Here is a 25,756-nt window from a genome sequence, read left to right as displayed (position 1 = left end):
GCATGTGTTAGGCCTGCCGCCAGCGTTCAATCTGAGCCATGATCAAACTCTTCAATTAAAAGTTCGATTTGCTTAAACAAGTTAAGCGGTGCTCAGAGATTACTTCGTAATAATTCAACTAAATGAATTACTGCTTGGTCACTCTAAGACTTGACATTACTGTCAATAAATAATTTGCCACCGAAGTGGCTGATATCGTCTTGTGAGTGCCCACACAGATTGTCTGATAAATTGTTAAAGAGCGTACGTTGCGAGACTTAACTAAGCAACGTGGGAGGCAGATAATACTCTTTCTCCCTGAAGAGTCAACCATTTTCTTTTACAAGATGCGGTGTTTTCACCGGGTTGATTCTTCCTGACTGGGCGACTTGGTCCTCGTTAGAGGAGTCGTTGTTCCCGGTCAGTGGAGGCGCATTATAGGGAGTTCTCAGAAGGCCGCAACCCCTAATTTCAAATAATTTACTGACCGTTCGCAAATTAAACAATTTTGCCCAAAACGGACAAATAGTGACCTATTTCAGCGTAAAACACACCAGTTTTAAACCAGAGGCTGGAGTAAACTCTCCTTTATAACAAGAGAAAAACATTCAGGAATACCTTACATGTTACTTAATGCCCATCAGCAAGCGGCTCAGCGCAACCTTTCTTATCTGCTGGCAGAGAAAATTGCACAACGCGTTTTGTCTGGCGAGTATCCGGAAGGTGCAATCCTTCCTGGTGAGAATGAGTTAGGGGAGATTTTTGGCGTCAGCCGGACTGCGGTACGTGAAGCAGTAAAAACACTGACCGCGAAAGGAATGCTTTTACCCCGTCCGCGTATTGGTACCCGGGTAATGCCTCAATCGAGCTGGAATTTTCTCGATCAGGAATTACTGACCTGGTGGATGACACGCGAAAACTTCGATCAGGTGATGGCGCATTTTATCGTACTACGCCGGGCTCTCGAACCGCAGGCTTGTGCGCTAGCCGCACTTTCTGCAAGTAAAGAACAAAAGCATCAGCTCTCTCTATATATGTATGAAATGCGCCAGCTGCATAACAGCTTTGATCGGGAACGCTGGATAACGGTCGATACCCAGTTTCATCAGCTGATCTATGAGGCGGGGAAGAATCCCTTCCTGACGTCTTTCTCGAATTTGTTCAGTTCGGTGTATCAAAGCTATTTTCGGGCGATTACCGGCAATGAAGTGATTAAGCTGGAACATCACCAGCGGCTGACGGATGCCATTCTTGCCGGTGATGCCAATGCCGCACTTCTGGAATGTCAGAGGCTGTTACTTGCTGATGAATGATCCGACGGACTGACGCACGACCAGTTCCGGCGTAAGAACCAAAACCTGCGGCTCAGAATCCGGGGCCTGCAACCGATGTAATAAAGCATCGACCGCCAGTTCGCCCAGCGAGTCTTTGGGCTGATGAATGGTGGTCAGCGGCGGCATCATATATTGCGCCAGCTGGATGTCATCGTAGCCCATCACTGCCACATCATCGGGAACACGTAATCCACGCTGATAAAGCGCCTGATAAACGCCAACTGCCATTGCGTCGTTGCCAGCGAAAACAGCATGAGGCGGTTCCGGCAGCGCCAGCAACTCCTGCATCGCGGCTAATCCGCCTTCAAATTCAAAATCACCACTCACTTCATAACCGGCCAAAATCTTCAGACCTGCTTTGTCCATAGCCTGACGATATCCACTCAGCCGTTCCTGGGCGGTAGTTTTATCCAGCGGGCCGGTAATACAGGCAATACGCTGGTAACCCTGACGGATTAGAAACTCTGTCGCCATTTCCCCGCCTAGCAAGGCGTTATCCTGAATGATATCAATGGCGCCATCAAAGGGTGACCAGTCCATCATCACAATCGGTAATGACGGGTAACGGCTGATGGCTTCTTTCGAAGGCCGGTGATTTTCCGTACACATGATAAGCAGCCCGTCGACCCGCTTTTGCAACAACGTTTCGAGGCTACGGTTCATACGTTCTGCATCATTATCGGTATTACACAAAATCAGACTGTATCCGCGCTCATAGCAACTACGCTCAACACCGCGCACCACTTCTGAATAAAAAGGGTTACTGCTGGCAGTCAGTAACATGCCGAGAGTACGTGTCTGGTTCAGTTTCAGGCTGCGCGCTAACGCGGAAGGTGCGTAATTGAGTTGTTCAACGGCGGCATTCACTTTGTCAGCGATAGCTTCACTGACAAAACGATTCTTGTTGATCACATGGGAGACTGTCGAGGTTGAAACGCCCGCGAGGCGGGCGACATCTTTCATGGTGGCCAATCAGGCCTCCTGTTGTGCAAGAAAATCGTCGATTTCTTTACGCCACGGCACGGAAGGTTGCGCACCAGGACGCGTCACCGCAATCGCCGCTGCTGCGTGTGCGAATCGTACCGCACTGTCCATCGGTTTGCCTTCAAGTAGTGCTGTTACCAGCGCGCCGTTAAACGTATCGCCGGCCGCAATGGTATCGACGGCTTTTACACGGAATCCGGCCACTAACTTACCTTCACCGTTCTGGCTCAGCCAGACGCCTTTACTGCCTAACGTAATGATGACAGTCGCGATGCCTTTGTCATGCAGCGCTTTCGCGGCCCGTGCGGCATCTTCATTATTGTCGACTTTAATTCCTGTCAGCTTTTCAGCTTCGGTTTCGTTCGGAGTGATCATATCCACCCGCGCCAGCAATTCATCCGGCAATTCACAGGCCGGAGCCGGATTTAGGATCACCTGCGTTCCGTTGTCTTTGGCAATCTTCGCCGCCGCAATCACCGTCTCGAGCGGCGATTCCAGCTGCATTAATAATGCTGATGCGCCAATGACCTGCTGTTTATAGCGATCGAGGTATTCGGGCGTCACAGCTTTATTAGCCCCCGCATCGATACCAATAACGTTTTCACCTTCCGCATTCACGAAAATCAGTGCTACGCCGGTGGTTGTGTCTTCGATGGCTTCGATGGGTTGCGTATCAATATGATCACTGGCCAGCTGTTTACGAACGCGCTCGCCAATATCGTCATCTCCCACACAGGCAATAAAAGAAATATCAGCGCCACTGCGACCGGCTGCAACAGCCTGATTCGCCCCTTTGCCGCCAAAGGCTACGGTGTATTGCTTACCGATAACCGTTTCGCCCGGTTGCGGGAAATGGTTGATATTCAAAATGTGGTCAGCGTTGATACTGCCGAGTACCACCAGTTTGCCTGTCTTCATGTGGAGATCCCTGAGTTAAATAGCGCCTCCCTGAAGGAGGCGCAGTGACAGCATAAATAAAGAGGGTATTACGGCTGAGCAACCAGTTTCAAATCAACAGGGATAACAGCCGGAACTTTCTCGCCTTTCAGCACTTTATCTGCAGTCTGAACACCGATCACACCGATTTGCTCAGGACGCTGTGCCACAGTCGCGCCCATTTTACCGCTGTTAACCGCTTTAATACCGTCTTCGGTGCCGTCAAAACCTACGACCAGTACATCCGTTTTACCGGCAGTCTGCAGGGCACGCAATGCACCCAGCGCCATTTCATCGTTCTGAGCAAACACGGCCTGCACATCCTGATGCGCGGTCAGCAGGTTCTGCATCACGTTCAGACCTTTGGTGCGGTCGAAGTCAGCAGGCTGGCTGGCGAGGATCTGGAAATGATGTTTTTCAGCTGCCTGAGCGAAGCCTTTACCGCGTTCACGGGCAACAGACGTACCGGCGATACCTTCCAGTTCGATAACTTTGGCATTTTCGCCCAGTTTCTTAGCGATGTAATCACCGGCCATTTTGCCGCCGAAGGCGTTATCAGAAGCCACGTGGCTGGCGACAACCCCTTTGGTTGCCTGACGGTCAAGGGTGATCACCGGGATTTTCGCCTGGTTTGCCATCGCAACGGCGTTACCTACCGCATCAGAATCCGTCGGGTTGATCAGCATCAGTTTGGTGCCGCGAACGGTCAGATCCTGCACGTTCGCCAGTTCTTTTGCCGGGTTGTTCTGAGAATCAAGTACCACCAGGTTGTAACCCAGTTTGTCCGCTTCTTTTTGCGCGCCGTCTTTCATGGAAACGAAGAACGGGTTGTTCAGAGTAGAAACGACCAGCGCAATGGTATCTTTCGCCAGAACGTTAGCACTGAAAGAAGCGGTGATCGCTGCGGCGGAAACCCAGACAGCCAGTTTTTTCATATTCATGGTCATAAGTCCTGTAGGAGAGGTTATTTGTTGCTTTTGTTATCCACCAGCACCGCCAGCAGGATGACAACTGCTTTTACGATCATCTGGTAGTAGGAAGAAACACCTAATAAGTTCAAACCGTTATTCAGGAAGCCAAGGATCAGTGCCCCGATCAGCGTTCCGACAATGCGTCCTTTACCCCCGGACAGGCTGGTTCCCCCTAATACCACTGCGGCAATCGCATCCAGCTCGTAACCTGTACCGGCGTTAGGCTGCGCAGAAGACAGGCGCGCCACTTCGATGATACTGGCCAGAGCCGCCAACAAACCACACAGGGAGTAGACGATAATTTTAACTTTATCGACGCTGATACCTGACAAACGCGTCGCAGATTCGTTACCGCCCAGCGCGTAGATATAACGTCCTAAGCGGGTGTGATGCAGCATGTACCAGGCCGCAATAAACACCACCGCCATCAGCCAGACCGGCGTCGGGATGCCCAGCGGGCGGCCGATACCAAACCAGCCAAAGACATCGGCAACATCATTAAAACCCGTGCTGATCGGGCTGCCGTTGGTGTACACCATCGTGATACCGCGCAGCAGCAACATCATGACCAGCGTGGCGATAAACGCCTGCACTTTGCCTTTGGCAACAATCACCCCGGTCACCGCACCGACGGCGGCACCGAGCGCCAGCGCGCCAGCCACCGCGACTAATGCATTCACTTCCAGCCCGACAATCGAGGCTGCCACCGCGCCGGTCAGCGCCAGCAGAGAACCGACGGATAAATCGATACCCGAGGTGAGGATCACCAGCGTCATGCCGACCGCCATAATGGCGTTGACCGACGTCTGCTGAAGAATGTTAAACAGGTTATTGAGCGTGAAGAAATTCGGGCTCATGGAAGAAACCACGGCAATCAACACCAGCAGCGCAATCAGAGACTTTTGCTCCAACAACCACTCTTTACTGATCCAGCGCTTCTTGGCTGGCAATGTCTGAGAACTCATATCTGATTACTCCTGCGTCACGCCGTATTGCTTGCCGACAGCGGCTGCCATCAACACTTCTTGCGTAGCCTGTTCTATCGGGAATTCACCGCTTAAATGACCTTCATGCATCACCAAAACACGGTCACTCATGCCGATCACTTCCGGCATTTCTGAGGAAACCAGGATGATGCTCAGCCCTTCGCGCTTGAACTGGTTTATAAGCTGGTAAATCTCTTTTTTGGCACCGACGTCAACGCCACGCGTCGGTTCGTCGAGGATCAGGACTTTTGGCCGCGTCATCAATCCGCGGGCAATTGCCACTTTTTGCTGATTACCACCGGAAAGCAGGCCGATTGTCTGCATCATCGACGGCGTTTTAATATTGAAGAGACGGATAAAGTCGCCGACAGCCTGCTGTTCTTCCGCATGCCTGAGACGTCCGCCACCATGGCTGAAATAGCGCAGCGCAGTCAGTGACATATTTTCTTTCACTGACATACCAAGCACCAGGCCATCGCGCTTACGATCTTCAGAGATGTAAACGATGCCGTTTGCCAGTCCGTCCTGCGGTGAATGCGTGACCACTTCGCGTCCGTCAAGCGACACATAGCCACTTTTACGCGGCAATGCACCGTAGAGAATTTTCATCAGTTCAGTACGGCCTGCGCCCATCAAACCGGAAATCCCCAGAATTTCGCCGCTGTGCAGATCAAAGCTAACGTTATCTACGCCCGGACCGCTGACATCACGCACCTGCAGACGCAGCGCACCGCGCTGATGATTTATACGCGGATATTGTTCTTCGAGACGGCGGCCAACCATCATTTCAATCAGCGTGTCTTCTTCCAGAGAACTGACCGGACGCTCAGCGATAAACTGCCCGTCACGGAATACCGTCACGTCATCGCAGATTTCAAAGATTTCTTTCATACGGTGGGAGATGTACACCACGCCACAGCCTGCAGCTTTCAGCTCGCGGATCACGCTAAACAAAGAGGCGGTTTCGGTATCGGTCAGGGCGTCCGTCGGTTCATCCATGATGATGACTTTCGACTCAAAGCTCAGCACCTTGGCAATTTCGACCATTTGCTGATCGCCAATTGATAATTCGCCAACCAGACGATCACTTTTGTAGCGCAGGTTCAGGCGCGCCAGCAGTTTATCGGCTTCGGCATACATCTTTTTCCAGTTGATGCGGCCAAAACCGTTTACAAACTCACGGCCCAGGAAGATGTTTTCAGCGATAGTCAGCTGTGGGATCAGATTCAGTTCCTGATGGATGATGCCAATTCCGGCTTCCTGAGAAGCTTTCGGGCCATTAAACGCCGCTTCCTTGCCCAGAAAATGTACTGAGCCGGCATCTTTCTGGTAGATGCCGGTCAGCACTTTCATCATGGTGGACTTGCCCGCGCCGTTTTCTCCCACCAGCGCCATCACACGTCCCGGATAGACGCTGAGCGCCGCGCCGGAAAGTGCTTTAACGCCGGGAAAGGCTTTATCAATGCCTGTCAGTTGCAGCAAAGGTTGCATAAAGGCCTCAGAAGGTTACGCCGGCACACAGAATAACGTTCGCGTAAGGCGAACATTCCCCGCTGCGGATCACAGCCCGACTTTTTTCGCTTTGCGCTTTGAATGCCTCATGACTGACGTAATCCAAAGCAATGGTGTTTCCCTGGTGTTGTTCGAGTTGTGTCAATTGGGCGAGCAACGCTTCATGGAGTTGAGGATTTTTAGTGAGGATTTCCTCGGCGAGGATAGCCCGCTCAACCTGCATCTCATGTGTCACTACCTCTAAGACTTGTAAAAAGGTGGGAACTCCCTGGGTCAGAGCCAGATCGATGCGTTGGCAAGCTGCTGGCACCGGAAGTCCGGCATCGCCAATAACCAGCTGATCGGTGTGACCTAACCGGGCAATAACATGTGAGATTTCGGCATTTAACAGCGGTGACTTCTTCATTGTGAACTCCTACAGCGAAACGTTTCGCTCACGGATGAGTTTATTAACTTCACCACGCATGGCAACGGACAAGTGATGGAATTGTGATTAGCGTCGAAACGTTTCGCTGAATGATTCAGAAACCGCAGGGAAATTTGAGTTAGTCGTTTCAGAAAGGAGAAAGCGAAAATAAAACAGGGCACCCGAAGGTGCCCTGTGACGGCAGAAATTAGCGTTAAATTTCTACCTGCGTACCGAGTTCGATCACCCTGTTAGGCGGAATTTCAAACTGATCCGGTGCGCGTAAGGCGTTACGGCTGAGTGCCATAAAGAGCTTGCCACGGAAGTAGAGATACCACGGGCGTTTGGTCAGGATCAGCGATTCGTGCGACATAAAGAATGAGGTTTCCATCATCCGGCATGGCAGCCCTTCCAGACCACAGCGGTGGAAAACCTCTTCCACATTCGGCGTCTCTTTAAATCCGTAACTCGCGACCACACGCCAGAACGTCGGAGAAAGCTGTTCGATGGTGACGCGCCGGACATTATGCACATAAGGCGCATCTTCGGTGCGTAACGTCAGCAGCACCACACGCTCATGCAACACTTTGTTGTGCTTGAGGTTATGCAGCAAGGCAAACGGAATGACGTTGATGGCGCGGGACATATACACCGCGGTTCCCGGAACGCGAACCGGCGGGGATTTCTCCAGAGACGCAATCATCGCTTCAAGAGAGTTACCGTGCTCGTTCATGCGGCGCATAAGGCGGAAACGCTCGCTTTTCCAGGTAGTCATGACGATAAACATGCACAGACCCAGCGTCAGCGGCAACCAGCCGCCGGAGAACAGTTTCGTGGCATTCGCCGCGAACAGCGGAATATCCATAAACAGTAGACCGATCAGCAAAATTCCCACCAGGAACGGTTTCCAGTGCCAGTTTTTAAGCGCCACCGTACAGGAAAGAATACTGGTCAGCACCATCGTACCGGTCACAGCAATACCGTATGCCGCCGCCAGGTTGCTCGAATGCTCGAAACTGGCGATAACGATAACCACCGCAAAATACAGCAGCCAGTTAATGGCCGGGATATAAATCTGACCCGCTTCCATTTCTGAGGTGTGAATAATGCGCATTGGCGGCAGATAACCCAGACGCACAGCCTGACGGGTCAGGGAGAACACTCCGGAGATAACAGCCTGAGACGCGATAATAGTCGCCAGCGTCGCCAGCACCAGTAACGGGATTAAAGCCCAGTCAGGTGCCAGCAGGAAGAACGGGTTTTTAATCGACTCCGGATCTTTAAGCAGCAATGCGCCCTGACCGAAGTAGTTCAGCACCAGAGAAGGCAGCACGACGGTGAACCAGGCCAGACGGATCGGGAATTTCCCGAAGTGACCCATATCCGCATACAGCGCTTCCACGCCGGTAATCGACAGAACGACCGCACCGAGCGCCAGGAAGGAAAACGACTTATGCTCGATAAAGAAGTTAACCGCCCACATCGGGTTCATGGCGCGAAGTACTTCAGGATTCTGCATGATGCTGTTGACGCCGAGAACAGCCAGCGTCAGGAACCACAGCAACATCACCGGTGCAAACAGTTTGCCCACGATGCCGGTGCCGTGTTTCTGAATAATGAAAAGCAGCGTCAGGACAGTAATAGAAAGAGGCACAATATAGGGATCAAGTGAAGGTGCTGCGATTTCCAGACCTTCCATCGCGGAAAGAACAGAAATAGCCGGAGTGATCACCACTTCACCATAGAAGAAGCTTCCCCCGATCAGGCCGAGAATGACCAGAACGGCGGTGGTGCGTGCCGAAGTGTTTCTGCCCGCCAGAGACATCAGCGTCAGAATACCGCCCTCGCCTGCGTTGTCCGCCCGCATCACATACGTGAGGTATTTGAGCGAAACAATGAGGATTAACATCCAGAAAATCAGAGAAAGAAAACCAAAAACGACGCTGGGTTCAACGTTGAAACCATAATGACCGGAAAAACACTCTCTTAAGGTATAGAGAGGACTGGTACCAATGTCGCCATAGACCACACCAATGGCGGCCAGGGTTACTGCTGGGAGTGACCGTTTATGTTCAGTGCTCATATTTCGTTTCTTTTCTTTTTTGCTCGAACATCTGTAAGCGATGCGTGCGCTCAGTCTTATGATGCCCACTAAAAGGCGCACAGTATGCACGAATAAATCTGATTGCCTACCCTTAAATGTGCAGCTAAACCAGGGTTCAGATGAACGGGGTCACAATTTTGATAATAGAAAATTTTTAGTAATCAACAAGCTATAACGATAAAAATAATCGTAGCTTCTCATAAGAACCCAGTACACTATTCAACAACTAAATGGAAACCGGAAGAGACAGTATGGCGCAATCTCCCCTTCTGGCAGAACGGATCGCCCGTCTTGCTAACGCACTAGAACATGGCCTGTACGAGCGGCAGGATGCCATACGACTTTGCCTGCTGGCCGCACTGTGCGGTGAAAGCGTTTTCCTGCTCGGCCCGCCGGGTATTGCAAAAAGTCTGATTGCCCGCCGTCTGAAATTTGCCTTCCGTCACGCCCGCGCGTTTGAATATCTTATGACGCGCTTTTCCACGCCGGAAGAAGTCTTTGGTCCGCTGTCGATTCAGGCCCTGAAAGATGAAGGCCGTTATTTGCGTCTGACCGAAGGTTATCTGCCGGAAGCTGAAATTGTCTTCCTTGATGAAATCTGGAAAGCAGGCCCTGCCATCCTTAATACGCTCCTGACGGCCATCAACGAACGTCGTTTCCGTAATGGCGAGCGCGAAGCCCCTATTCCGATGCGCCTGCTGGTCAGTGCGTCTAACGAATTACCTGAAGCCGACGGCGGTCTGGAAGCGCTGTATGACCGTATGCTGATCCGTCTGTGGCTGGATAAAGTGCAGGATAAGCAAAATTTCCGCTCGCTGCTCACCAGCCGCAATAATGAAAGCACCAATCCGGTGGCAGAGTCCCTGAGTATCAGCGATGAAGAATACCAACAATGGCAGCCGGAAATCGACAAAGTTACGCTTTCAGACAGCTGCTTTGAACTGATTTTCCAGTTGCGTCAGCGTCTTGATGCCCTGGATACAGCGCCTTATGTCTCCGACCGTCGCTGGAAAAAAGCCCTGCGTCTGTTGCAGGCCTGCGCCTTCTTCAGCGGACGGAATGCGATCACGCCAGTCGATCTGATCCTGCTCAAAGACTGTTTATGGCACGACCTGAACACCTATAACCTGCTGCAAACGCAGATCGAACAGCTGATCACTGAGCAGGCTTTCCAGCAGCAAACACTGCTGATGAAAATCCAGCAGCTTAATCAGCAATGGATGCAGCATCAGCAGCAACAAAGCTCACGGCAGTCCATCAAGCTGAGCAAAAAAGCCGGAATATTCAGCCGCAAGCCGCAATACTCTCTGCCTGACACGATGACCACCACCAGCCTGACATTATTACTGCAAACGCCTTTGCATCTGCATGACATTAAAGTCACGCATTTGCTGTTTGAACGTATCGTTCTGGAGGATTGGCTCAATAAAGGGGGCGTACTGAAAGCCAAAATCAATGGCATTGGCTTTGCTCAGACCGTTGATCTGGAAATCGACGATAAACAGCAATTGCTGGTGCTGGATGTGAGTCGTCAGAGCACACCGCTGACCCTGCCAGGACATGAGCACATTGCCGTTCCCGATGAGATGAAAAATACGCTCAGCGATCTCACCGCAAAACTGGCTCAGCAAAGGCATGAATTCGGCCAGCAGCAAAACTGTCTGTTTGTGCCGGCAGAATGGATGGCAAAAATAGAGGCCAGCCTGTTGCAGGTATCTGAACAGCTGCGTCATCAGCAACAGACGTTCAGCGGACACTGATCATGTTCAGTCTGGAGTCTTTGGATCTTCTGCTGGCCATCAGCGAGGCTGAACTGATTGAGGAATCGATCATCGGCCTGCTGGCGGCACCGGCAATGGCGGTTTTCTTCAAGAAATTCCCACGTCTCAAACGGGCGCTGACCAAAGATCTTCCCGAATGGAAGATGCGCCTTCGCCAGAGGATCCACGAAACCCCTGTTCCGGAAGATCTGGCGAAAGAATTCTATCTTTATCAGCATTGCCAGCAGACTGATGCCGTTACTTTTCAGTCGGAACTGCCTGCGCTTCTTGAAGAGCTTGAACGGCTAAGCTCCCCTTTCACGACAGAAGCCCGAACGTTGCAGGAGAATCATGAAGCCTCCCGCACCGCCAAAACCGGCAACAGCTTCCAGACCCTGTTCCTCCAGCGCTGGCGCCTGAATCTGACCTTCCAGACGGTGACCGTTCATCAGCAGTTACTGGAACAGGAACAGGAGCAGCTGCAGGAAGAACTGCTGCAACGTCTGGAGCTCAGCAGCGAGCTCTCTCCTTTATTAGCAGAGAACGATACGGCGGCCGGTCGTTTATGGGATATGAGTAAAGGAAAGCGCATGCGTGGCGATATCCAGTCGCTGGCTCGTTTCGGGGCATTTCTCCAGCAACAACCTGAACTGATGCATCTGGCCGAACAGCTGGGGCGCAGTCAGACCGTCAAAACCAGCCCGCATGAAGATGCCAAAATGGAAACGCACCGGCTGATGGTGCGTGAACCCGCGACGGTACCGGAAGAAGTCAACGGTATCCATCAGAGCGATGATATTTTGCGCCTGATGCCGACGGAGCTGGTAACGCTGGGGCTGCCCGAACTGGAGTACGAATTTTACCGCCGCCTGCTGGAAAAGCGGCTGATGACCTATCGGCTGCAAGGTGATGTCTGGCGTGAGAAAGTGGTTAAACGCCCGGTGGTTTATCAGCAACAGGAACCACAACCGCGCGGGCCTTTTGTGGTGTGCGTCGATACCTCGGGTTCTATGGGCGGTTTTAACGAACAGTGCGCCAAAGCATTCTGTCTGGCACTACTGAAAATTGCACTGGCGGATAACCGCCGCTGTTACATCATGTTGTTCGCCAGTGAAGTGATCCATTATGAACTGACGTCCAACGGCGGTCTGGATCAGGCGCTGCGCTTTCTGGGACAGCATTTTCGCGGCGGTACCGATCTGGCAGCCTGTCTGAATGCCACGCTGGATAAACTGGCGTCACCACAATGGCATGATGCCGATGCCGTGGTCATTTCCGATTTTATCGCCCAGCGCCTGCCTGATGAGGTGCAAAGAAAAGTCAGGACGCTGCAAAAAGAGAAGCAACATCGCTTTCATGCTCTGGCGATGTCACATTATGGCAAGCCCGGAATCCTGCGGATCTTCGATCACATCTGGCGCTTTGATACGGGCGTTAAAAGCCGCGTACAACGTCGCTGGCAGCGAAATTAAGCCTACAGAGAAAGATAACCATGACTGAAATCTATCAGCTCGATGAGCTGGATCGCGGGATCCTGAATGCATTGATGGAGAACGCCCGTACCCCTTATGCGGAACTGGCAAAAGTGTTCACGGTCAGCCCGGGAACTATCCACGTCCGCGTAGAGAAAATGAAGCAGGCAGGCATCATTACCGGCGCGCATATTACCGTTAATCCCAAGCAACTGGGTTATGACGTATGCTGCTTTATTGGCATCATTTTAAAAAGCGCCAAGGATTATCCGTCAGCACTGAAAAAGTTAGAGAGTATAGAAGAAGTGGTCGAAGCCTATTACACCACCGGGCATTACAGCATTTTCATTAAGATCATGTGCCGCTCGATTGATTCCCTCCAGCATGTACTTATCAACAAGATCCAGACAATTGATGAGATCCAGTCAACCGAGACGCTTATCTCCCTGCAGAACCCCATCACACGTACCATCCAGCCCTGAGCACTGATTTCTATACCCCTATTATCCACAGGTAGATCCCAGCTCATTCACAGCGTACAATAGTCTCCTTTTCCCGGGTGAGAGCACCATGTCTGACATTACCCTGATCAGTGGCAGTACGCTTGGCAGTGCCGAATATGTAGCAGAACACGTGGCTGAGAAACTGGAAGAAGCCGGTTTTTCCACTCAGATGTTCCATGGCCCCGAGCTCTATGAAGTTCCGCAGGAAGGGATCTGGCTGGTTGTTTGCTCGACACACGGTGCGGGTGAGTTGCCTGATAACCTGCAACCATTTATGGAGCAGCTGGAAGATCAGCAACCTGATCTGTCAAAAGTACGCTTTGGCGCATTAGGTTTAGGCAGCAGTGAATATGACACCTTCTGTGGCGCGATCGGTTCGTTGGATCAAAAACTGACGTCATTAGGGGCAAAACGGATCGGTGATCGTCTTGAGATCGACGTGACTCAACACGAAATTCCTGAGGATCCGGCCGAGGTTTGGGTGATCAACTGGATTAATTTGATCAAATAAGTGTAAATTTCAGGCGATCAGATGTGGATAACTATGCTTAAAAGCAGGGTAAAACCCGTAGTTATCCCTCTAACAACTCCTGTACGCTTTTCATGCTGTGCATAACTCTCAATTCTGATCCCAGCTTATACTGTCCAGGATCACCGATCATTCACAGCATTCGATCCTTCTTAGCATACTGATCTTCATAAACAAAAATGACTTATGCACAGAGGATCGCGATCTTAATAGAAGTATTAATAAGAGATCTTTAAATAAAAAAGATCTTCTTTTAATTAGTGAAGATCCCCGGGGACTTGTGGAAGCTCAAAACTTGAGTAGAATCCCTCCTCCCAACGCCATACAAAGAAAGTTCGCTTGAACGCCGAGGTGCAGTCGCATGTTTTATCCGGATCAATTTGACGTCATCATCATAGGTGGTGGTCATGCAGGTACCGAAGCCGCCATGGCTTCTGCACGCATGGGACGTCAGACCTTATTATTAACCCACAATATCGACACGCTGGGACAGATGTCGTGTAACCCTGCAATTGGCGGGATCGGGAAAGGACATCTGGTAAAAGAAGTGGACGCACTGGGCGGACTGATGGCCACGGCTATCGATCATGCGGGCATTCAGTTTAGGATACTAAACGCCAGCAAAGGCCCTGCTGTCAGGGCGACACGTGCTCAGGCTGACCGGGTTCTGTATCGCCAGGCAGTACGTACCGCACTGGAAAGCCAGCCAAACCTGATGATCTTCCAGCAACCGGTTGAAGACCTGATCGTCGAAAACGATCGTGTCGTGGGTGCTGTGACCAAAATGGGGCTGAAATTCCGCGCTAAATCGGTTGTTCTGACGGTTGGTACCTTCCTGGATGGGAAGATCCACATCGGTCTGGAGAACTACAGCGGTGGTCGTGCCGGGGATCCTCCTGCGATCTCCTTGTCCCAGCGCCTGCGTGAATTACCTTTACGAGTTAACCGTCTTAAAACCGGTACACCTCCGCGTATCGATGCCCGCACCATTGATTTCAGTGTGCTGGCACAACAACACGGTGATAATCCGGCACCGGTATTCTCTTTCATGGGCAACGTGTCGCAACATCCGCGCCAGATCCCGTGTTACATGACCTATACCAACGAAAAAACCCATGACGTGATCCGCAATAATCTGGATCGCAGCCCAATGTATGCAGGGATCATCGAAGGGATCGGCCCGCGTTACTGCCCGTCGATCGAAGATAAAGTCATGCGTTTTGCCGATCGCAATTCTCATCAGATCTTCCTCGAACCGGAAGGCCTGACCAGCAATGAAGTTTATCCAAACGGTATTTCCACCAGCCTGCCATTCGATGTGCAGATGCAGATCGTCCGGTCTATGCAGGGGATGGAAAATGCCGTCATCGTTCGTCCGGGTTATGCGATTGAATACGATTTCTTCGATCCGCGTGATTTGAAACCGACGCTGGAAAGCAAATTTATCGCCGGTCTGTTCTTTGCCGGACAGATCAACGGCACCACTGGTTATGAAGAAGCCGCTGCGCAGGGCTTGCTGGCTGGCATGAACGCTGCCCGTTGTGCCACTGAGCAGGAAGGCTGGGCACCGCGTCGCGACCAGGCTTATCTTGGTGTGCTGGTTGATGACCTGTGTACGCTGGGCACCAAAGAACCGTACCGCATGTTTACCTCACGTGCTGAGTACCGCCTGATGCTGCGTGAAGACAATGCCGATCTACGTCTGACTGAAAAAGGCCGTGAGTTAGGTCTGGTTGATGATGCTCGCTGGGCGCGCTTCAACGAAAAACTGGAAATGATCGAACAGGAACGTCAGCGCCTGCGTGGCATCTGGGTGAACCCGCATCATGCACAGGTTGAAGAAATTAACGCGCATCTTTCTGCTCCGCTTTCTAAAGAAGCCAGTGCGGAAGAGTTATTGCGTCGTCCTGAAATGACCTATGAGCTGATCACCCGTCTTTCCCCGTTCGCACCTTCCGTTCCGGATGTACAGGCGGCAGAACAGGTAGAAATTCAGATCAAATATGAAGGCTATATTGCCCGTCAGCAGGAAGAGATCGAAAAACAGCAGCGCAATGAAAACACCTTACTGCCTGTTGATCTTGATTACCGGCAGGTGAATGGTCTTTCCAATGAAGTGATCGCCAAGCTTAACGATCACAAGCCGACCTCCATTGGTCAGGCATCGCGGATCTCGGGTATTACGCCGGCAGCTATCTCGATCTTGCTGATCTGGCTTAAAAAACAAGGCTTACTGCGCCGTAGCGCATAACTCACCTCTCTTATGACCGCCCTTTGTAGCCAAAGCGGCGGTCAGTTCTTACTGTTCCCATCTTTCTGAGTGTTTTATCATTTCTCAACCGGGCTGTTCCCGAATATCGACTCTTTCTGAGGATTCACTGTGCAAAAGAAACTGGACTCGCTGCTTGCTGCGGCAGGAATAGCGTTACCCGATCAGCAAAAACAGCAACTGATTGGCTATGTTGAACTGCTGCATAAGTGGAACAAGGCCTATAACCTGACATCTGTTCGTGACCCGATGCAAATGCTGGTGCGTCATATCATGGACAGCATCGTGGTGAATGAACACCTGAAAGGCAGTCGTTTCATTGATGTCGGCACTGGTCCTGGTTTGCCAGGCGTTCCTCTGGCCATTGTCCGCCCTGATTCACACTTCACGCTGCTGGACAGCCTGGGTAAGCGTGTACGCTTCCTGCGTCAGGTTCAGCATGAGCTGGGGCTGAAAAATATCGAACCGGTACAAAGCCGTGTGGAAGAGTTTGAGCCAGAGCCGCCTTTTGATGGGGTGATCAGTCGTGCTTTTGCGTCCCTTCAGGATATGCTTTCCTGGTGCCATCATCTGCCGCAAAAAGGGCAGGGGCGGTTTTACGCCTTAAAAGGAGTCAGCCCTGATGATGAGCTGGCCGCATTACCGGAAGGTATCACTTTGGAATCAGTCATAAAACTGCAGGTACCAGAACTTGACGGGGAACGTCATCTGGTCATTCTTCTCTCAAACTAAAGTTGCGTTTTATCAAATAATATTTAAAAAACGGCTGTGTTAACACAGTTAAAATGAGCAGGCTAATTATATAGCGGTGGCAAACTCTCTATCACCGCTTTTTTACATACTGATAGCATTTATGAGATGTTTTTATTTTAATCCGGACTGTAATAGTCACTTGTGAAATTGAACGTCCGTCACCCTGCGGATATTCAAGTTGTAATAAAAATGTTGTTATTTGTTGGGTTGTTGTGTCAATAAATCGTGGTTATTTTTAAATAAGTTTGTTTAACGAGCAGTGTTTTATTAACAAATTGATTTATAAAGGTTTTAAAAGGCCTGATTAGCTAAAGACATTCAAACAGTGCAGGGTATATAAAGTGTCCTGCGTTAATTATGTGATCCAGTGCACGCTTCTTTGTCGGGTGATGAAATAACCGTATCAAACCAAAAAGGGCAAATTCAGCTATAGTTTGGTTGTCAAAATAGTCGTGAAGGGGAAAATTTAAATAATTGTTCACCTTTTCGCTACTTATCCATTGAATTCGTCCCTGTGCCCCGTATAATTTGCTCGTTTTTTGCTGCTTGACTCAAAACAGTAAAGGCAGTGATATACGGCATTCAGTCTACCTCCAGCTAGGTACTTGATACGGAGAGAACAAACGTCATGTCTGTATCCGGTATTTTACACAGTACAAATAGTGTGAAGGTTGCCAGAAAGCTGTTAATACTGCAGTTATTGACCTTTGTTCTGCTCAGTGCAGTATTTGGTTTTAAAAGCCTGGAATGGACCACATCGGCTCTTATGGGTGGTTTGGCCGCCTGGGTGCCAAATGTACTGTTCATGCTGTTTGCATGGCGCCACCAGGCGCAAACAACGGTCTCTGGACGGGTTGCCTGGTCCTTTGCTATCGGAGAAGCGCTGAAGGTGCTGGTTACGGTAATCTTAATGGTTATCGCACTTGGCCTGTTTAAGGCGGCATTTGCTCCGTTGGGGTTGGCCTATTTATCGGTGTTGATGACCCAGATTTTGGCACCGGCCGTCATTAACAGTTACCGTACTTAACTACTAAAGGGTAAGAGGCATCATGTCTGCATCAGGAGAAATCTCTACTCCACAAGAGTATATCGGTCACCACCTGACTCAGCTTCAGATCGGGACGGGATTCTGGTCGATTAACATCGATTCGATGTTTTTCTCCGTGTTCCTCGGAGTACTCTTTCTGGTTATTTTCCATCGCGTAGCCAAAAACGCCACCAGCGGTGTCCCGGGTAAACTGCAAACCGCAGTTGAACTGGTCGTTGGTTTCGTCGACAGCAGCGTGCGTGACATGTATCACGGCAAAAGCAAAGTGATTGCACCTCTCGCGCTGACCGTCTTCGTCTGGGTGTTTATGATGAACCTGATGGATTTGCTGCCAATCGATTTGCTGCCATTCATCGGCGAGCACATCTTTGGTCTGCCAGCGTTGCGTGTGGTTCCTACGGCTGACGTGAACATCACGTTGTCCATGGCACTTGGCGTATTCATTCTGATTCTTTTCTATAGCATTAAGATGAAAGGCTTTGGCGGTTTCATTAAAGAACTGACAATGCAGCCATTCAATCATCCGGTTTTCATTCCGGTTAACCTGATTCTTGAAGGTGTCAGCCTGCTGTCTAAACCAGTTTCACTGGGTCTGCGACTGTTTGGCAATATGTATGCGGGTGAGTTGATCTTCATCCTTATTGCTGGCCTGTTGCCGTGGTGGTCACAGTGGGTTCTGAATGTGCCTTGGGCCATTTTCCACATCCTGATCATTACGCTACAAGCCTTTATTTTCATGGTTCTGACGATTGTCTATCTCTCGATGGCATCTGAAAAACACTGATTTTCTTTCAACACTACTGCGTTTTAACTGAAACAAACTGGAGACTGTCATGGAAAACCTGAGTATGGATCTGCTGTACATGGCTGCCGCTGTGATGATGGGCCTGGCGGCAATCGGTGCTGCAATCGGTATCGGCATCTTGGGTGGTAAATTCTTGGAAGGTGCTGCACGTCAGCCTGACCTGATCCCTCTGTTGCGTACACAGTTCTTTATCGTTATGGGTCTGGTCGATGCAATCCCAATGATTGCGGTTGGTCTGGGTCTGTACGTGATGTTTGCTGTCGCCTAACACTGAGTTCGCTCAGCGTTAATCGAACTACATCAAATAATTCACTTTGAAAGAGGCATTGTGCTGTGAATCTTAACGCAACAATCCTCGGCCAGGCTATCGCGTTCGTCCTGTTTGTCTGGTTCTGCATGAAGTACGTATGGCCGCCAATTATGGCTGCCATCGAAAAACGTCAGAAAGAAATTTCTGAAGGTTTATCTTCCGCAGAACGTGCCAAAAAAGAGCTGGACTTAGCGCAAGCCGATGCGACCGACCAACTGAAGAAAGCCAAAGCTGAAGCTCAGGTAATCATCGATCAGGCGAACAAGCGTAAAGCTCAAATCGTCGACGAAGCAAAAGCTGAAGCCGAGCAGGAACGTAACAAGATCGTGACGCAAGCCAAGGCAGAGATCGACGCCGAACGCCAACGCGCCCGTGAAGAGTTGCGTAAGCAAGTCGGAATTTTGGCCATTGCTGGCGCCGAGAAGATCATCGAACGTTCCGTGGATGAAGCTGCTAACAGCGACATCGTTGATAAACTGGTCGCTGAACTGTAAGGAGGGAGGGGCTGATGTCTGAATTTGTAACTGTAGCTCGCCCCTACGCCAAAGCAGCTTTTGACTTTGCCGTTGAGCACCAAAGCTTAGACCGCTGGCAGTCCATGCTAGCGTTCACGGCTGAAGTCACGCGCAATGAACAAATTGAAGAACTGCTTTCCGGTGCTAGCGCGCCTGAAACTTTGTCTAAAACGTTTATTGCCGTATGTGGTGACGAACTCGACGACGCAGGCCAAAACCTGATTAAGGTAATGGCTGAAAATGGACGTTTACGCGTTCTTCCGCAAGTGCTGGAGCAGTTTATCGAACTGCGCGCCTCTCTCGAGGCTGTTGCTGAAGTTGAAGTGACTTCAGCAAATCCGCTTACGGAAGAACAGCAGGCAAAAATTGCTGCTGCGATGGAAAAACGTCTGTCTCGCAAAGTTAAGCTGAATTGCAAAATTGACAAGTCTGTTCTTGCCGGTGTCGTAATCCGTGCAGGTGATATGGTGATTGATGGCAGCGTTCGCAGTCGTCTTGAACGCCTGGCAGACGTCTTGCAGTCTTAAGGGGACTGGAGCATGCAACTGAATTCCACCGAAATCAGCGAACTGATCAAGCAGCGCATTGCTCAGTTCAATGTGGTGAGCGAAGCTCACAATGAAGGTACTATCGTTTCCGTCAGTGACGGGATCATCCGCGTGCACGGCTTAGCCGATGTCATGCAAGGCGAAATGATTGCGCTGCCGGGTAACCGCTACGCTATCGCCCTGAACCTGGAGCGCGACTCTGTAGGTGCCGTTGTAATGGGCCCTTACGCTGACCTCGCCGAAGGTATGAAAGTAAAATGTACGGGTCGTATCCTGGAAGTTCCCGTTGGCCGTGGCCTGTTAGGTCGCGTTGTTAACACCCTGGGTGCACCTATTGACGGTAAAGGTCCGGTAGAGCACGACGGCTTCTCAGCTGTCGAAGCGATCGCACCTGGCGTTATCGAACGTCAGTCCGTAGATGAACCTGTGCAAACAGGTTATAAGTCCGTTGATGCCATGATCCCAATTGGTCGTGGTCAGCGTGAACTGGTCATCGGCGACCGTCAAACCGGTAAAACAGCTCTGGCGATCGATGCGATCATCAACCAGCGCGATTCCGGCATCAAATGTATCTATGTGGCTATCGGCCAGAAAGCGTCCACCATTTCTAACGTGGTTCGTAAACTGGAAGAGCACGGCGCACTGGCAAACACCATCGTTGTTGTTGCAACTGCATCAGAATCTGCTGCACTGCAATACCTGGCACCGTACTCCGGTTGCGCAATGGGTGAATACTTCCGTGACCGCGGTGAAGACGCACTGATCGTTTATGATGACCTGTCTAAACAGGCTGTTGCTTACCGTCAGATTTCCCTGCTGCTTCGTCGTCCACCAGGTCGTGAAGCTTACCCAGGCGACGTTTTCTATCTCCACTCCCGTCTGCTGGAACGTGCTGCGCGTGTTAACGCCGAGTATGTTGAAGCATTCACCAAGGGTGAAGTGAAAGGCAAAACCGGCTCCCTGACTGCGCTTCCAATTATCGAAACGCAAGCGGGTGACGTTTCCGCGTTCGTTCCGACCAACGTAATCTCGATTACAGATGGTCAGATCTTCCTGGAATCAAACCTGTTCAACGCCGGTATTCGTCCTGCGGTTAACCCGGGTATTTCGGTATCCCGTGTTGGTGGTGCTGCTCAGACTAAGATCATGAAGAAACTGTCCGGTGGTATTCGTACTGCTCTGGCACAGTATCGTGAGCTGGCTGCGTTCTCGCAGTTCGCCTCAGATCTGGACGAAGCAACGCGTAAACAGCTGAACCATGGTCAGAAAGTGACCGAACTGCTGAAGCAGAAACAATACGCTCCGATGTCAATCGTTGCGCAGTCTCTGATCATCTTCGCAGCAGAACGTGGTTATCTGGAAGACGTTGAATTGTCTAAAGTCGGTAGCTTCGAAGCGGCACTGTTGGCTTATGCCGACCGTGAGCACGGCGAGCTTCTGCAGCAAATCAACCAAACTGGTGCGTATAACGATGAGATCGAGGGTAAATTCAAAAATATCCTCGATACCTTCAAAGCAACCCAGTCCTGGTAACACTAAACGGTCCTGCTGGTATTAAAACCCGGCAGGCCGTTTGGTCTTGAGGAGAAGCAGAGATGGCCGGCGGAAAAGAGATACGTAGTAAGATCAGCAGCGTGCAAAACACGCAAAAGATCACTAAAGCGATGGAAATGGTCGCCGCCTCCAAAATGCGTAAAACGCAGGATCGCATGGCGGCCAGCCGTCCTTATGCAGAAACCATCCGTGAAGTGATTGGTCACCTCGCGCTTGGTAATCTGGAATACAAGCACCCTTACCTGGATGAGCGTGAAATTAAGCGCGTCGGGTATCTGGTGGTGTCTACCGACCGTGGTCTTTGTGGTGGTCTGAACATTAACCTGTTCAAAAAGCTGCTGTCAGAGATGAAAGGCTGGTCCGAAAAAGGTGTTGAAGTTGATCTCGCACTGATCGGTTCCAAAGCAGCCTCTTTCTTCGGCTCCGTGGGGGGCAACGTTGTTGCTCAGGTGACTGGCATGGGGGATAACCCTTCTCTGTCAGAACTGATCGGACCCGTAAAAGTGATGTTGCAGGCTTTCGACGAAGGTCGCTTAGACAAGTTATGCGTTGTCAGCAATAAATTTATCAATACCATGTCTCAGGAACCCCGCATCGTTCAGCTGTTACCACTGCCACCGGCAGAAGACGGCGAACTGGCGAAGAAGTCCTGGGATTACCTGTATGAGCCGGACCCTAAAGCCTTGCTGGACACCCTCCTGCGTCGCTACGTGGAATCTCAGGTTTATCAGGGCGTCGTAGAAAACCTGGCCAGCGAACAGGCCGCGCGAATGGTAGCGATGAAAGCCGCAACCGATAACGGCGGCAGCCTGATCAAAGAGCTGCAGTTGGTATACAACAAAGCTCGTCAGGCCAGCATCACTCAGGAACTCACCGAGATCGTCGGGGGAGCCTCCGCGGTTTAAGCTAGGTTTACGAATTACGTAGAGGATTCAAGATGGCTACTGGAAAGATTATCCAGGTAATCGGCGCCGTGGTGGACGTCGAGTTCCCTCAGGATGCAGTACCGAACGTGTACAATGCTCTTGAGGTAGAAAACGGTACCTCCAAACTGGTGCTGGAAGTACAGCAACAGTTAGGCGGCGGCGTTGTTCGTTGTATCGCAATGGGTACCTCAGACGGCCTGCGTCGCGGTCTGAAAGTGAACAACCTGGAACACCCAATCGAAGTACCTGTGGGTGTTGCAACACTGGGCCGTATCATGAACGTATTGGGTGAACCAATCGACATGAAAGGTGCAATCGGCGAAGAAGAACGTCGTGCGATTCACCGTGCTGCGCCTTCTTATGAAGAGCTGGCAAACTCCCAGGAACTGCTGGAAACCGGTATCAAAGTTATGGACCTGATGTGTCCGTTCGCTAAGGGCGGTAAAGTCGGTCTGTTCGGTGGTGCGGGTGTGGGTAAAACTGTAAACATGATGGAGCTGATCCGTAACATCGCGATCGAGCACTCCGGTTATTCTGTGTTTGCGGGCGTGGGTGAACGTACTCGTGAGGGTAACGACTTCTACCACGAAATGACCGAATCCAACGTTATCGACAAAGTTTCCCTGGTCTATGGTCAGATGAATGAGCCACCAGGTAACCGTCTGCGCGTTGCACTGACCGGCCTGACTATGGCGGAGAAATTCCGTGATGAAGGTCGTGACGTACTGCTGTTCGTTGACAATATTTACCGTTATACCCTGGCCGGTACCGAAGTGTCCGCACTTCTGGGCCGTATGCCATCAGCGGTAGGTTATCAGCCTACACTGGCGGAAGAGATGGGCGCTCTGCAAGAACGTATCACCTCGACCAAAAGTGGTTCAATCACTTCCGTTCAGGCCGTTTACGTCCCTGCGGATGACTTGACTGACCCATCCCCAGCCACCACCTTTGCTCACTTAGATGCGACCGTGGTACTGAGCCGTCAGATCGCGTCACTGGGTATCTACCCGGCGGTTGACCCACTGGACTCTACCAGCCGTCAGCTGGATCCACTGGTTGTTGGTCAGGAACACTATGATGTGGCTCGTGGCGTGCAGTCTATTCTGCAGCGTTACAAGGAACTGAAAGACATCATCGCGATCCTGGGTATGGACGAGCTGTCAGAAGATGACAAGCTGGCTGTATCCCGTGCGCGTAAGATCGAACGTTTCCTTTCCCAGCCATTCTTTGTGGCCGAAGTCTTCACCGGTTCTCCGGGTAAGTTCGTATCGCTGAAAGATACCATTCGTGGTTTCAAAGGCATTATGGACGGCGACTACGATCACCTGCCGGAACAAGCGTTCTACATGGTTGGCACCATTGATGAAGCAGTGGAAAAAGCCAAGAAACTGTAACGCTAGTTTGTTGTGAGAGAGGATGACATGGCTGAAAAAGCTTACCATCTGGACGTTGTCAGTGCTGAAAAACGTATGTTTGAAGGCATGGTACAAAAAATCCAGGTGACGGGTAGCGAAGGCGAACTGGGTATTTTCCCGGGGCATGCTCCGCTGCTCACCGCCATCAAGCCTGGCATGGTGCGCATTGTTAAAGAACACGGTGAAGAAGAGTATATCTATCTTTCCGGTGGCATCCTTGAGGTGCAGCCGAATGCAACGACCGTGTTGGCTGATACTGCAATCCGTGGGCAAGACCTCGACGAAGCGCGCGCGCTTGAAGCCAAGCGCAAAGCGGAAGAACACATTAGTGGTTCTCACGGCGACGTTGATTACGCTCAGGCGTCAGCGGAACTGGCTAAGGCGATCGCGAAACTTCGCGTTATCGAACTGACCAGAAAAGCGATGTAACAACATCAGTTAGAAAAGCGACCTTCGGGTCGCTTTTTTTTTGCCTTTAAAAAAGTACATTTTCAGTGTTTTCCCCAACGCAAATTTTCGCTTTTAGTGGAATGCTTGCGTGATTAATCGACACTTTACCCTCAGTTTTTTTGGTGTAGTCTATGCAGCATACAACCCTTGCAGACTGCGGTCTGCGGGCGGTTTTTGAAGCGAAATATGTAGTAATCCGCGCACTGAACGGGTTACTTTTGTCACTCAAATTGGATTTGTCAGGTTACCTATGTCGAACAGCGCACTGAGTGTGGTGATCCTTGCCGCGGGCAAGGGGACACGCATGTACTCCAACCTCCCGAAAGTTCTTCACCCGTTGGCCGGCAAGCCAATGGTTCAGCACGTCATTGATGCGGCCACGCAAGTGGGTGCCCGGAACGTGCATCTGGTCTATGGCCACGGCGGCGATTTACTGAAGAAAAATCTGGCAGGCAGTGATCTGAACTGGGTATTACAGGCAGAGCAACTGGGCACCGGTCATGCAATGCAGCAGGCGGCGCCGTTCTTTGCTGATGATGAAGATGTGCTGATGCTGTACGGCGATGTTCCGCTGATTTCCGTCGACACCTTGAATAAATTGCTCAAAGCCAAGCCCGATGGCGGCATTGGATTACTGACCGTGGTGCTGGATGATCCGACCGGTTATGGCCGTATTGTTCGTGAGAATGGCGTTGTTACCGGCATCATCGAGCAGAAAGATGCCAGCGAAGAACAGCTGAAAATTCAGGAAATTAACACCGGTATTCTGGTGGCTAATGGCGCGTCATTCAAACGCTGGCTCGGTCAGCTGAACAACAACAACGCGCAGGGTGAATACTACATCACCGATATTATTGCGATGGCGCATGCTGAAGGACACCTGATCGCCACCGTTCACCCTGCACGAAACAGTGAAGTGGATGGCGTGAATAACCGCCTGCAACTTTCCCGTCTCGAGCGCGTATATCAGAGCGAACAGGCTGAGCGTCTTTTACTGGAGGGCGTGATGCTGATGGATCCGGCGCGATTTGACCTGCGCGGTGAGCTGGCGCACGGCATTGATGTGGTGATCGACACTAACGTAATTATTGAAGGTCACGTAAAACTGGGCGATCGCGTCAAAATTGGTGCGGGTTGCGTGCTGAAGAACTGCGTAATTGGCGATGACTGTGAAGTCAGCCCGTACAGCGTGTTCGAAGATGCGTTGCTGGAAAGCGGTTGTACTGTCGGACCGTTTGCCCGTCTGCGCCCCGGCGCTGAACTGGCTGAAGGCTCGCATGTAGGTAATTTCGTCGAAATTAAAAAGGCGCGCCTGGGTAAAGGCTCGAAAGCCGGTCATCTTTCCTATCTTGGCGATGCCGAGATTGGCGATAACGTGAATATCGGTGCGGGCACCATCACCTGTAACTACGACGGCGTGAACAAGCATAAAACTGTCATTGGTAATGATGTCTTTGTCGGGTCTGACACACAACTGGTCGCGCCCGTCACGGTCGGTAATAACGTGACTATTGCTGCGGGTACGACGGTGACGCGCGATGTGCCGGATAACGGTCTGCTGCTCAGCCGCGTGCCGCAGGTGCACAAGCCTGACTGGCAGAAACCGGTGAAGAAAAAATAAGCTATTCTGAGGCTTAAGCATTCAGGCGCAGTTTTCTGCGCCTGATGTTTGTTTATCACGTTGTGT

The 25,756-nt window shown here is 51.0% G+C and carries 24 protein-coding genes; 17 read left to right on the top strand and 7 right to left on the bottom strand.

What is annotated here, in order from left to right:
- Positions 1-602: 602 nt before the first annotated feature.
- The gene (locus EC840_RS19035; RefSeq protein ID WP_132966615.1) at positions 603-1,292 is read left to right on the top strand and encodes a FadR/GntR family transcriptional regulator; all 690 of its coding nucleotides are present in this window, start codon (positions 603-605) and stop codon (positions 1,290-1,292) included.
- On the opposite strand, the gene rbsR is transcribed toward EC840_RS19035, so the two are convergent.
- The 7 genes from rbsR to kup form a co-directional block, all read right to left on the bottom strand.
- Positions 1,275-2,285: a ribose operon transcriptional repressor RbsR gene (gene rbsR, locus EC840_RS19030; protein ID WP_113876801.1), complete on the bottom strand. Its 1,011-nt coding sequence runs from the start codon at positions 2,283-2,285 to the stop codon at positions 1,275-1,277. The two genes, EC840_RS19035 and rbsR, sit on opposite strands and share 18 nt — an antisense overlap.
- Positions 2,286-3,215, bottom strand: coding sequence for a ribokinase (rbsK, locus tag EC840_RS19025; RefSeq protein ID WP_132966613.1), 930 nt, complete (start codon positions 3,213-3,215; stop codon positions 2,286-2,288). It lies immediately after the preceding gene.
- A gap of 68 nt (positions 3,216-3,283) precedes the next feature.
- Positions 3,284-4,174, bottom strand: a complete 891-nt coding sequence (gene rbsB / locus EC840_RS19020) for a ribose ABC transporter substrate-binding protein RbsB (RefSeq protein ID WP_112290844.1) — start codon at positions 4,172-4,174, stop codon at positions 3,284-3,286.
- A 23-nt stretch (positions 4,175-4,197) separates the two neighbouring features.
- Positions 4,198-5,169: a ribose ABC transporter permease gene (gene rbsC / locus EC840_RS19015; RefSeq protein ID WP_112290846.1), complete on the bottom strand. Its 972-nt coding sequence runs from the start codon at positions 5,167-5,169 to the stop codon at positions 4,198-4,200.
- Between the two features lie 6 nt (positions 5,170-5,175).
- Positions 5,176-6,681 carry a ribose ABC transporter ATP-binding protein RbsA gene (gene rbsA / locus EC840_RS19010; RefSeq protein ID WP_120163942.1) on the bottom strand — a complete coding sequence of 502 codons (1,506 nt, stop codon included), beginning with the start codon at positions 6,679-6,681 and terminating at the stop codon, positions 5,176-5,178.
- Between the two features lie 7 nt (positions 6,682-6,688).
- Positions 6,689-7,108: a D-ribose pyranase gene (gene rbsD, locus EC840_RS19005; protein ID WP_095924061.1), complete on the bottom strand. Its 420-nt coding sequence runs from the start codon at positions 7,106-7,108 to the stop codon at positions 6,689-6,691.
- Positions 7,109-7,322: 214 nt separating this feature from the next.
- A complete protein-coding gene (gene kup / locus EC840_RS19000) occupies positions 7,323-9,191 on the bottom strand; it encodes a low affinity potassium transporter Kup (RefSeq protein ID WP_113876804.1) in 1,869 nt (622 codons plus the stop codon).
- 272 nt (positions 9,192-9,463) lie between these two features.
- On the opposite strand from kup, the gene ravA reads away from it, so the two are divergent.
- The 16 genes from ravA to glmU all read left to right on the top strand — a co-directional run bounded on the left by ravA (position 9,464) and on the right by glmU (position 25,690).
- Positions 9,464-10,972 (top strand): ATPase RavA, encoded by a 1,509-nt coding sequence (gene ravA / locus EC840_RS18995; RefSeq protein WP_129637792.1) that lies wholly within the window; start codon positions 9,464-9,466, stop codon positions 10,970-10,972.
- Positions 10,973-10,974: 2 nt separating this feature from the next.
- Positions 10,975-12,444, top strand: coding sequence for an ATPase RavA stimulator ViaA (viaA, locus tag EC840_RS18990; protein WP_132966611.1), 1,470 nt, complete (start codon positions 10,975-10,977; stop codon positions 12,442-12,444).
- A gap of 20 nt (positions 12,445-12,464) precedes the next feature.
- Entirely contained in the window at positions 12,465-12,926 is a 462-nt protein-coding gene (gene asnC, locus EC840_RS18985; protein ID WP_095924057.1) for a transcriptional regulator AsnC, read from the top strand.
- A gap of 88 nt (positions 12,927-13,014) precedes the next feature.
- Positions 13,015-13,458 (top strand): FMN-binding protein MioC, encoded by a 444-nt coding sequence (gene mioC / locus EC840_RS18980; RefSeq protein ID WP_129637790.1) that lies wholly within the window; start codon positions 13,015-13,017, stop codon positions 13,456-13,458.
- A 379-nt stretch (positions 13,459-13,837) separates the two neighbouring features.
- Positions 13,838-15,727, top strand: a complete 1,890-nt coding sequence (mnmG, locus tag EC840_RS18970; protein WP_132966610.1) for a tRNA uridine-5-carboxymethylaminomethyl(34) synthesis enzyme MnmG — start codon at positions 13,838-13,840, stop codon at positions 15,725-15,727.
- 129 nt (positions 15,728-15,856) lie between these two features.
- Positions 15,857-16,477 carry a 16S rRNA (guanine(527)-N(7))-methyltransferase RsmG gene (gene rsmG, locus EC840_RS18965; RefSeq protein ID WP_113876809.1) on the top strand — a complete coding sequence of 207 codons (621 nt, stop codon included), beginning with the start codon at positions 15,857-15,859 and terminating at the stop codon, positions 16,475-16,477.
- Positions 16,478-17,126: 649 nt separating this feature from the next.
- Positions 17,127-17,525 (top strand): F0F1 ATP synthase subunit I, encoded by a 399-nt coding sequence (gene atpI / locus EC840_RS18960; RefSeq protein ID WP_013577678.1) that lies wholly within the window; start codon positions 17,127-17,129, stop codon positions 17,523-17,525.
- Between the two features lie 22 nt (positions 17,526-17,547).
- Entirely contained in the window at positions 17,548-18,330 is a 783-nt protein-coding gene (atpB, locus tag EC840_RS18955) for a F0F1 ATP synthase subunit A (RefSeq protein ID WP_112290858.1), read from the top strand.
- A 49-nt stretch (positions 18,331-18,379) separates the two neighbouring features.
- Positions 18,380-18,619 (top strand): F0F1 ATP synthase subunit C, encoded by a 240-nt coding sequence (gene atpE / locus EC840_RS18950; protein ID WP_004093904.1) that lies wholly within the window; start codon positions 18,380-18,382, stop codon positions 18,617-18,619.
- Between the two features lie 65 nt (positions 18,620-18,684).
- A complete protein-coding gene (gene atpF, locus EC840_RS18945; RefSeq protein WP_095924051.1) occupies positions 18,685-19,155 on the top strand; it encodes a F0F1 ATP synthase subunit B in 471 nt (156 codons plus the stop codon).
- A 14-nt stretch (positions 19,156-19,169) separates the two neighbouring features.
- Positions 19,170-19,703 (top strand): F0F1 ATP synthase subunit delta, encoded by a 534-nt coding sequence (gene atpH, locus EC840_RS18940; RefSeq protein ID WP_015699277.1) that lies wholly within the window; start codon positions 19,170-19,172, stop codon positions 19,701-19,703.
- 12 nt (positions 19,704-19,715) lie between these two features.
- A complete protein-coding gene (atpA, locus tag EC840_RS18935; protein WP_013577682.1) occupies positions 19,716-21,257 on the top strand; it encodes a F0F1 ATP synthase subunit alpha in 1,542 nt (513 codons plus the stop codon).
- Positions 21,258-21,319: 62 nt separating this feature from the next.
- Positions 21,320-22,183, top strand: a complete 864-nt coding sequence (atpG, locus tag EC840_RS18930) for a F0F1 ATP synthase subunit gamma (protein ID WP_112290861.1) — start codon at positions 21,320-21,322, stop codon at positions 22,181-22,183.
- Positions 22,184-22,215: 32 nt separating this feature from the next.
- Positions 22,216-23,598, top strand: coding sequence for a F0F1 ATP synthase subunit beta (gene atpD / locus EC840_RS18925; protein ID WP_095924049.1), 1,383 nt, complete (start codon positions 22,216-22,218; stop codon positions 23,596-23,598).
- Between the two features lie 27 nt (positions 23,599-23,625).
- Positions 23,626-24,048, top strand: a complete 423-nt coding sequence (locus EC840_RS18920) for a F0F1 ATP synthase subunit epsilon (RefSeq protein ID WP_095924048.1) — start codon at positions 23,626-23,628, stop codon at positions 24,046-24,048.
- Between the two features lie 271 nt (positions 24,049-24,319).
- A complete protein-coding gene (gene glmU / locus EC840_RS18915; RefSeq protein ID WP_132966608.1) occupies positions 24,320-25,690 on the top strand; it encodes a bifunctional UDP-N-acetylglucosamine diphosphorylase/glucosamine-1-phosphate N-acetyltransferase GlmU in 1,371 nt (456 codons plus the stop codon).
- Positions 25,691-25,756 lie beyond the last annotated feature (66 nt).

Origin of the sequence: Rahnella sp. JUb53 (genome assembly GCF_004346065.1) — a bacterium.
Taxonomy (GTDB): Bacteria; Pseudomonadota; Gammaproteobacteria; order Enterobacterales; family Enterobacteriaceae; genus Rahnella; species Rahnella variigena.
The sequence above is the reverse complement of the archived record's forward strand: the minus strand, read 5'-3'. Positions and strand labels throughout refer to the sequence as shown.

Excerpts from the sequence above, each read along its gene's own strand:
- EC840_RS19035 (WP_132966615.1), top strand. The coding sequence starts at position 603 with ATGTTACTTAATGCCCATCAGCAAGCGGCTCAGCGCAACCTTTCTTAT.
- rbsK (WP_132966613.1), bottom strand. The coding sequence starts at position 3,215 with ATGAAGACAGGCAAACTGGTGGTACTCGGCAGTATCAACGCTGACCAC.
- rbsB (WP_112290844.1), bottom strand. The coding sequence starts at position 4,174 with ATGAATATGAAAAAACTGGCTGTCTGGGTTTCCGCCGCAGCGATCACC.
- rbsC (WP_112290846.1), bottom strand. The coding sequence starts at position 5,169 with ATGAGTTCTCAGACATTGCCAGCCAAGAAGCGCTGGATCAGTAAAGAG.
- rbsA (WP_120163942.1), bottom strand. The coding sequence starts at position 6,681 with ATGCAACCTTTGCTGCAACTGACAGGCATTGATAAAGCCTTTCCCGGC.
- rbsD (WP_095924061.1), bottom strand. The coding sequence starts at position 7,108 with ATGAAGAAGTCACCGCTGTTAAATGCCGAAATCTCACATGTTATTGCC.
- kup (WP_113876804.1), bottom strand. The coding sequence starts at position 9,191 with ATGAGCACTGAACATAAACGGTCACTCCCAGCAGTAACCCTGGCCGCC.
- ravA (WP_129637792.1), top strand. The coding sequence starts at position 9,464 with ATGGCGCAATCTCCCCTTCTGGCAGAACGGATCGCCCGTCTTGCTAAC.
- viaA (WP_132966611.1), top strand. The coding sequence starts at position 10,975 with ATGTTCAGTCTGGAGTCTTTGGATCTTCTGCTGGCCATCAGCGAGGCT.
- asnC (WP_095924057.1), top strand. The coding sequence starts at position 12,465 with ATGACTGAAATCTATCAGCTCGATGAGCTGGATCGCGGGATCCTGAAT.
- mioC (WP_129637790.1), top strand. The coding sequence starts at position 13,015 with ATGTCTGACATTACCCTGATCAGTGGCAGTACGCTTGGCAGTGCCGAA.
- mnmG (WP_132966610.1), top strand. The coding sequence starts at position 13,838 with ATGTTTTATCCGGATCAATTTGACGTCATCATCATAGGTGGTGGTCAT.
- atpI (WP_013577678.1), top strand. The coding sequence starts at position 17,127 with ATGTCTGTATCCGGTATTTTACACAGTACAAATAGTGTGAAGGTTGCC.
- atpB (WP_112290858.1), top strand. The coding sequence starts at position 17,548 with ATGTCTGCATCAGGAGAAATCTCTACTCCACAAGAGTATATCGGTCAC.
- atpE (WP_004093904.1), top strand. The coding sequence starts at position 18,380 with ATGGAAAACCTGAGTATGGATCTGCTGTACATGGCTGCCGCTGTGATG.
- atpH (WP_015699277.1), top strand. The coding sequence starts at position 19,170 with ATGTCTGAATTTGTAACTGTAGCTCGCCCCTACGCCAAAGCAGCTTTT.
- atpA (WP_013577682.1), top strand. The coding sequence starts at position 19,716 with ATGCAACTGAATTCCACCGAAATCAGCGAACTGATCAAGCAGCGCATT.
- atpG (WP_112290861.1), top strand. The coding sequence starts at position 21,320 with ATGGCCGGCGGAAAAGAGATACGTAGTAAGATCAGCAGCGTGCAAAAC.
- atpD (WP_095924049.1), top strand. The coding sequence starts at position 22,216 with ATGGCTACTGGAAAGATTATCCAGGTAATCGGCGCCGTGGTGGACGTC.
- EC840_RS18920 (WP_095924048.1), top strand. The coding sequence starts at position 23,626 with ATGGCTGAAAAAGCTTACCATCTGGACGTTGTCAGTGCTGAAAAACGT.
- glmU (WP_132966608.1), top strand. The coding sequence starts at position 24,320 with ATGTCGAACAGCGCACTGAGTGTGGTGATCCTTGCCGCGGGCAAGGGG.